The organism is Longimicrobium sp., from assembly GCF_036554565.1.
Lineage (GTDB): Bacteria > Gemmatimonadota > Gemmatimonadetes > Longimicrobiales > Longimicrobiaceae > Longimicrobium.
The window spans coordinates 1-7,520 of record NZ_DATBNB010000431.1; the positions used below are offsets into that span (position 1 = coordinate 1).

At 69.7% G+C, this 7,520-nt stretch carries 7 protein-coding genes; all 7 read right to left on the reverse strand.

Translation table 11 applies throughout. The annotated features are described in order from the left end of the window. Nucleotides 1-1,596: ComEC/Rec2 family competence protein (locus tag VIB55_RS11800; RefSeq protein WP_331876846.1), on the reverse strand; the 1,596-nt coding region annotated here is incomplete at its 3' end. A gap of 500 nt (nt 1,597-2,096) precedes the next feature. Continuing rightward, entirely contained in the window at nt 2,097-2,558 is a 462-nt protein-coding gene (locus VIB55_RS11805) for a LapA family protein (RefSeq protein WP_331876847.1), read from the reverse strand. Next, nucleotides 2,555-3,928, reverse strand: a complete 1,374-nt coding sequence (gene miaB, locus VIB55_RS11810) for a tRNA (N6-isopentenyl adenosine(37)-C2)-methylthiotransferase MiaB (RefSeq protein WP_331876848.1) — start codon at nt 3,926-3,928, stop codon at nt 2,555-2,557. The genes VIB55_RS11805 and miaB overlap by 4 nt, the downstream gene beginning before the upstream one ends. Before the next feature lie 64 nt (nt 3,929-3,992). Then, complete coding sequence (locus VIB55_RS11815; protein ID WP_331876849.1) at nt 3,993-4,253, reverse strand: DUF6364 family protein; 261 nt, start codon at nt 4,251-4,253, stop codon at nt 3,993-3,995. A gap of 194 nt (nt 4,254-4,447) precedes the next feature. Beyond that, on the reverse strand, nt 4,448-4,795 hold the full coding sequence (locus tag VIB55_RS11820) for a GIY-YIG nuclease family protein (protein WP_331876850.1): 348 nt from the start codon (nt 4,793-4,795) through the stop codon (nt 4,448-4,450). Between the two features lie 648 nt (nt 4,796-5,443). Next, nucleotides 5,444-6,889, reverse strand: a complete 1,446-nt coding sequence (locus VIB55_RS11825; protein ID WP_331876851.1) for a hypothetical protein — start codon at nt 6,887-6,889, stop codon at nt 5,444-5,446. A 74-nt stretch (nt 6,890-6,963) separates the two neighbouring features. Continuing rightward, nucleotides 6,964-7,520 (reverse strand): hypothetical protein (locus VIB55_RS11830; protein WP_331876852.1); only part of this gene is annotated, 557 nt, incomplete at its 5' end.

The following is a 7,520-nucleotide window of genomic DNA, read 5'->3' on the forward strand; positions in this document are numbered from 1 at the left end:
CAGCTCCATCCCGCCGTCCACTGCCCTCCCCGCAATGGGAAGCAGCAGGAACGCCGCGGCCGACGACATCACCGCGACCGCCCACCTCACCCGGTCGCGCATCCGCGCCGTCGCGTCCAGCACGAGCAGGAACGCGACGCCCGCCAGTCCCCAGAGCCACCACTGGGGCCGAGCCACGGACGCGTGGCCTCCCGGAACGAGCAGGGCCACGTCCACGACGCGGTTCAGCAGGTCCAGCGCCAGCCCCGCCCCGTCCGCTATCAACCGTGCAACCGGCGGGGCGACGGGCTCGAGCACCGCCGCCGCCCCGATCCCCACCAGCGCCACGCTGCTGAGGGGAATCGCGGGCAGATTCGCGATGATCGAAACCGGTGCACATTGGCCGAAGTGATGGGCCACCACGGGCGCGGTCGTAATGAACGCCGCCACGCTGACGACCAGCGATTCGATCGTCCACCTCGCGGCGGGGTTTCGCCGATATCGCTCCGGAATCCGCCGCATCATCGCGCCGCGCAGAAGGATGATCCCGAGCACGCCGGCGAAGCTCAACTGAAAGCCGGGATCCAGCGCGGCCATCGGCTCCACGGCCAGAATCAGCAGCGCGGCGGCGGAGACGATGGGGAGCGATGCGGACGGGCGCTGCAGCACCGTGGCGAGGAGGGCGAGCGCCATCATGATCCCCGAGCGGACGGCGGACGCGGGCGCGCCGATCAGGGCCAGGTACGCGGCGATGAGCGCAATGGTCAGCCAGGCGACACGCGACCGCGACAGCCGCAGCATCCTCCCGATCAGCACGAACACGGCGCCGAGCAGCGCCACGTGGGTGCCGCTTATGGCCAGCAGGTGCACCAGCCCGGTCTGCGCGAACCGATCCGCCAGCGCGCGGTCCAGCGTCTCCCGCCGGCCCAGCAGAAGCGCGTCCGCCAAGGGGCCGTGCCGTCCCATCAACCGGTGCAGCTGCGCCTCGGTTCGCCCGCGCGCCCAGAGCAGCGGGTGCGTGGCGGCGCGCGGCGGTGCGACCACGGCGAGCGAATCGGCCATGACGAATCCGGCCCAAGCTGGTTCGCGCGGCCAAGCGCTGCCCAGCACGGGCTTCGGCATCGGCCGCCATCTACCGCGGAGGACGACCTCGGTGCCCGCCAGGGCGGAATCGGTGCCCTGCGGCAAGCGGACGCGCATCGCTCCCGTGCAGCCCGCGATCGGTCCACCCGTGGACGAGACGGCGCGCGCATCCACCGGCAGCAGGGGACGGCGCGCGGCGGAGTCCGGCGGAGGCATCCAGTTGGCCGCGAGCACGCCGTGGACGACGAGTTCGTCCCCGTCCGCCAGGTGCACCCGGCAGTCGCGTTCGGCATCCGCCCGCGCGCCGGCCCCGTGCCCCACCCCCGCCGCCATGACCGCGCCGAGGATGAGCAGCCCGCTGGTCCGTGCAGAGACTGTCGAGCCGATCAGCGAGCGGTGCAGCCAGGGGGCAAGAAGAAGCGGCACCGCAGCTAGTGCGGTACCGCCTGTGACTCCATCGACGCGCAACCCGATCAACAGCCCCGCCAGGAAGGCGAGAAAGGCGAGAACGAGGGGCAATCGAAGCTGGTTCACCTTGACAGGAGAGCGGGTCGATGCGCGGCATGTGGACGGTCCGCATGATAATCACGGGACCCCGATTCTCCTAACCGCGAGCCGCCACCGTGCGGATCTGTACGCCTCCGACGCGCCGCAACTCATGTTGAAACATCGGTTAGCGTGGCCGGGTGCGTGGTGGCTTGGGGCGCGCCCCATCATTGAACTCACACGACAGCGTGGAGTCCACGAAGGTGGACTTCGTGTGGTTGTTGCAGCGAATTCATTCGCCCGAGGAGGCTTGGGCCGCTTGCCTAGCCGAGGACCAGGACCGCGGCTCAGGTTTCCGTGCCGCTGCCGCGCCCAAGCCAAGAGGCATCCGCAACCAGATCCCACGGCCCTGCATGGTATGCACTGCGGGCCGGTGCAGTGCGCCCGGGCCTCTGGATGACAGATTGCGCTTGGCTCGCGTAGGGTGCGATCAACGAAAATCGCCGCTCCTTCAAGAGGCAGCGGCGGTGATGCCTAGGTGAAGCGGGTCAGTTCAGGGGACGATCGCCATCGCGCTGGTGGATGAGCGTCGGGTCGTCCTCGCCCCCGTCGCCGTGGTAAGGCCCACGCGGTCCGACGCCGTCACCCTGGAATGGTGCCGTGTGATCGTCAGAGACGAAGCGGGCCGTCTCCTCCGGCTCCGCGGCAGGCACGTGGGCGTGCGGGGCGGGCGGGCTCGGCGCCAGCACGGGTGAACCCTGGCCCGGCGCCGGAATCAGCAGCCCGCGGGCGCGCAGCTCCTCGCGCATTCGCAGGTCGTGGCGCAGGCTGAGCGCAAGCATCGCCAGCATGCCCGCCAGGAACGCCAGGAACAGCACCACCGTGAGCGGCGCGCCATAGAACGTCGTGATCCCGATGCTCACCACGGCGCGCTCGCCGCGGTTGAGCCAGGTGAACAGCCCCGCGGCCAGGGCAATGCCTGCCGGGGGCAGCCAGCGCGGAACCGTCACGCGGCCGCCAGCGCGGGAATCAGCTCTCCCGTGAACGTGGCCCCCGTGGTCGAAACCAGCGTCACGTCCACGAAGTAGCCGATCAGCTCGGCGGGAGCCTCGAACGTGACCACCTTGTTGCTTTCCGTGCGCCCCTGCACGCCTCCGCGCCGGCCTTCCTTTTCCACCAGCACCTCGACGGTGCGCCCCACCTCGGCCTGGTACATCTCCGCCTGGATTCTGCGGTGGACGGCGATCAGCCCCGCGAGCCGGGCCTGGCCCACCTCGTCGGGAACGAACTGGTCGCGCGGCAGGCGCGTGGCCGGCGTGCCGTCGCGCTCGGAGTACTTGTACAGGAACGCGTCGTCGAACCGTACCGCGCGCACCAGGTCAAGCGTGGCCTGGTATTCCTCATCCGTCTCGCCGGGAAAGCCCACGATGATGTCGGTGGAAAGCGCGATGCCGGGCATGGCTTCGCGCACCCACTCGATCTTTTCCATGTACTCCGCGACCGTGTACCGGCGCAGCATGCGCTTGAGGGTGCGGTCGTGGCCGGCCTGCACGGGCAGGTGAAGCTGCTTGCAGACGGTGGGCTCGGCCGCCATCACCTCCACCAGCTCGCGGGTGAAGTCGTTGGGGTGCGGGCTGGTAAAGCGCACGCGGCGGATGCCCGGCACCCGCGCCACCTCGCGCAGCAGGCGCGGGACGTTCCAGCCGCCGTGCTCGTACGAGTTCACCGTCTGGCCCAGCAGCGTCACCTCGGGCACGCCGTCGGCGGCCAGGGCGCGCACCTCGTCCAGAATGGCCTGCGAGTCGCGGTTCTTTTCATCGCCGCGCACGTACGGCACGATGCAGTATGTGCAGCGGTAGTTGCAGCCGCGCTGGATGGGCACCCACGCGCTCACGCTGCTGATGCGCTTGGCCGTGACGCCCTCGTAGTTCTCGTGCGGATCAAAGCCCAACACCGTCAGGCCGCGCGCCGCGATGGTGGCGGCCTGCGTGGCAGGCGCCAGCTTCACCGCCGCGGGGCCGCGGCGGGTCACCACCTCGGCCAGCTTGTCGGGGAGCTGGCGGTAGGCGTCGGGCCCCATCACCATGTCGACGCCGCCCGCCTTGCCCAGCAGCGACTCGCCCATCCGCTGCGCCATGCACCCCGTGACGCCGATGACGACGTCGGGATTGTCGCGGCGGATCTGCTGAAGCTGGCCCACGCGCCCGATCACGCGCTGCTCGGCGTGGTCGCGGATGGCGCACGTGTTCACCAGGATCACGTCCGCGTCCTCGGGCTTGTCGGCGGGGGTGTATCCCTGCTCCGCCAGGATGCCGTGCATCAGCTCGCTGTCGCTGATGTTCATCTGGCACCCGTACGTTTCGATGTAGGCTCGCTTCATGGTAGGCACTGCTCGGTCCGGGTGGGGCGCAAGACTCCCGCGTACACCCGAGCCTCCGATCAGTTCACGCTCCCGGGCCATATTTCTTCCAGAGGTACTCCTTGTAGTCCGCTTCATCGGCCTCTCCCGAAGCTGCCCCGAGCAGCCGGCGTATGATCGGCGGCAGGGCACGCTGCCACTCTTCATCCTCCGGGCTGTCGGTGAGCGGGAGCGTGCGGATAAGATCGGCCAGCACCTCAGCGACCGTGACGCCGTGCGCACGGCAGTACTGGCGCAGGCGATCCACCGCGGCCGAGTCGAGCTCAACCGTAAGCGTATCCAACATATCTGCTCCAACGCGAATGCATCATCAGCCTACCACACACCCTGTCATCCTGAGGCCCAGGCGCGCCGAACCTGCCCGCACACCAAACGTCGCGGGCCGAAGGATCTAGCCGGAAGACACCTTGGTGCCTGGGCGCGGCAGCGGGCACAAATCCTTTCGCCGCGTCGATGGCAGCATGCGTCCCGCGACGCCCATCAGTGTCGCACGACACTCCCCGGCAACCCGATCGCCGGCGACAAATCATTCCAGTCCGCATTTTCGGACTCGATCAACGCGACCTTCCGCGCGCGCGACCAGCCCTTCAACTGCTTCTCGCGGGTGATGGCCGCGCGGACGTCGTGGTGCACCTCGAACCAGACGAGCCGGTCCACGTGATAGCGGCGCGTGAACCCCGGCACCCACCCCGCCTTGTGCTCGTGCACGCGTCTGCGCAGGTCCCGCGTCACGCCGACGTACAGCGCCCGCTGGGTGCTCGCGAGGATGTAGACGCAGTACGTGCGCATGGGCGACGAACGCCTGAGGGTGAGGTGGACGGAAGGCACACAGGATACGTGCAGTGTGGACGCGTGTCAATGATGATGTGCATCGGCACCGGAGGAGACGCGGCCAAGGTTTTATGCCCGCTGCCGCGCCCATGTTCAGAGGTGACTCAGGCTAGATCCTTCGGCGCGCAAACGATCGCGTGGGGGCTGGTGCGGTGCGCTTGCGCCTCTGGATGACAGGGTGCCGTGTGGACTGGAGGTTGGGGCGCTTCGACGAGAATGGGCGGGAGCGCCGGGTGGAAAAGACCCGGCCTTGAGTTTTGCGCCCGCTGCCGCGCCCATGTTAGAGGTGTCTCAGGTCAGGTAGCCGGGTCGCGCCACCGGTTTGACGGAGCACGGCAACAAGCCAGTCCACGAAGGTGGACGTCGTGTGGTTGTTGCAGCGAATTCATTCACCCGTGCAGGCTGGGTGCGCGCCTACAGTGGAATCCGAGCACCCGATTTCTGTGCCGCTGCCGCGTCCATGTTCGGTGGCGCCTCAAGTTGGATCCTTCGGCGCGCAGAGGACCGGATGGGGGGTGGTGCTGTGCGCTTGCGCCTCTGGATGACAGGCTTTCGCGTGAGGGCTGGTTGGGGGCGCTGCGGCTGGGATGGCGGAAGGGCCCCGCGTCGGCGGGGCCCTTCGCGACTGGAAACAGGTGCCCGGGTTCAGTCGTCCGTGCCGGCGGGCTGGATGCCGGCGCCTTGGCGGCACACGGTGACGAAGGCGGGCTCCGCGCGCTCGCAGTGGGTGGCTCGCCCGCTCGGGGTGTTATCCAACGAGGCGATGGTCTGGCCTACGGACCGGTAGCATTCCGTCTTGCCGCGCTCATCGCGCACCAGCCCGCAGAAGCGGATCCCCTCGCCCGGGTCCGCAGCCAGGTTCACGAAGTTCACCGCCACGCCGGCCACGCACCATACCTCGCCCATCCCTTCGGCCAGGCCGCGCGCCAGGCGGCAGAACTCCAGCGAGCGCTGGTGATTCTGCGCGGCGTAGGCCGTGATGTCGCGCCCCAGGCTGCTGAAGCACGTTTCGCGGTATTCCGGCGGCGCCTCGCCGCAGGCCCGCGCGGCGGCGCCCAGGCTGCCCTGCGTGAAGTACAGGACGGCCGAGGTCTGCATCGTGTAGCACGAGGTCCGGTACTTCTCGGCGACAGCGTTGCAGGGATACTGGAAGTCGTTGCGGTCCAGCGCCTTCCACTCGCCGTGGTTCATCCCCGCGTGCTGCCCCGCCCCGTGCCCCGCGTGCGCACCCGCCGCGCCCGCCTGGTGCGCCGCGTGCGCATCCGCTGAGCCCGCCTGATGCCCCGCAGGCGCGTCCACCGGTTGCGACTGGTGGCCCGCGTGCGCATCGGCGGCGTGTTGGCCGTGGGCCTGCGTGCCGGCGTGGCCCTCGGCGGTGTGATGCGGGTGCGTGACGTTGACGATGTTCTCCATGAACACGCCGCCGTAGCAGCTTCCGCGGATGAAGTGGTCCGTCGCCAGGTCGCACGTTTCCAGCGCCATGGGCACGTGGTTCTCGTGCAGCGCCATCACCCCATGCCCCATGCCGTGCGCACACTGGAAGAACAGGAACATCGAGGCACGGTGCGGCTCGCAGAGCGCGTCGATCTGCGGCGTCCCGATCTGCTTTCCCTGGGCCACCTGGGCCAGGAAGTATCCCTGGATCACCCCGTGATAGCACCCCGACATCTGCGACGGCGTGCAGCCCGCGAAGGTGGCGGCGGCCGTCTCGGGCGAGCGGTACGCCGAGATCCCCAACCCGTGAGCCAGCGCGTGCGCGTTGCGGCGCACCTCCTCGTCGGTGGTGACCAGCGTGTCGAGCACCTCCATGGACTTGGCGATGCCGGCGGGGTCGATCAATCCCGTGAGCGCGCGCTCCACGCACGCGGCCCGGCTCCCCTCGGGACGGCGGCAGCCCTCGCGCATCCACGTGGCGATCTTGCCCGCGGGCGACTGCGCGCTCCACGACGCCGGCGCCAGCGAGGTGCGCGGGCCCACATCGGCCGGCGAGGGGCCATGGGTGCCGCGCAGCGACGGTGAGCACGACGCGGCGAACAGGCCCACGCAGCCGGCCGTGGCCGCGCGCAGAAGACGGGGAAGAACGGATGTCATCGGTCGGATGTGGATCGGTGATTCGGCGGGTGCGGATCGGCCCGCCTGCCCGCAAGTTGGCGGCCAGCCGCCGGTCAATCGTCGCTGGCCGACGGGTCCAGGCGCGCGCCCTGGCGGCAGCTGGCGACGTGCTCCGGCTCGGCCAGGGCGCACTGCTCGGCGCGCCCCTCCGGCGTGGCGACCAGGGTGCGCATGAAGCGCCCGGCGGCCTGGTAGCACTCGCGCTTGGCCTGGGCGCCGTCGACGGCGCGGCAAAAGCGGATGCCATCGCGCGCATCGGCGGTCTGGTTGATCAGCGTTTCCGCCGCGCCGACGAGGCACCACGACTGCTCCCGCGTTCCCGTGGCCGCGCCCACCCGGCGGCAGGCCTCGATGCTGCGGCCGTGGTCCTGCGCGGTCCACGCGGTCAGTTCGCGGCCCAGCCCGCTGAAGCAGGCCAGCCGCATCCCCTCGGGCGCGCCGGCGCACATCCGTGCGGTGGCTGCTACGTCGCCCTGGGTCCACATCATCATGGGCGAGCTCTGCATGTTGTAGCAGGCGGCCTGGTACTTTTCCTCAACGACGCTGCAAGGGTACCGCGGATCCGCGGGATCCAGCGCCTTCCACTCGCCGTGCGCGGACGACGCGCCGT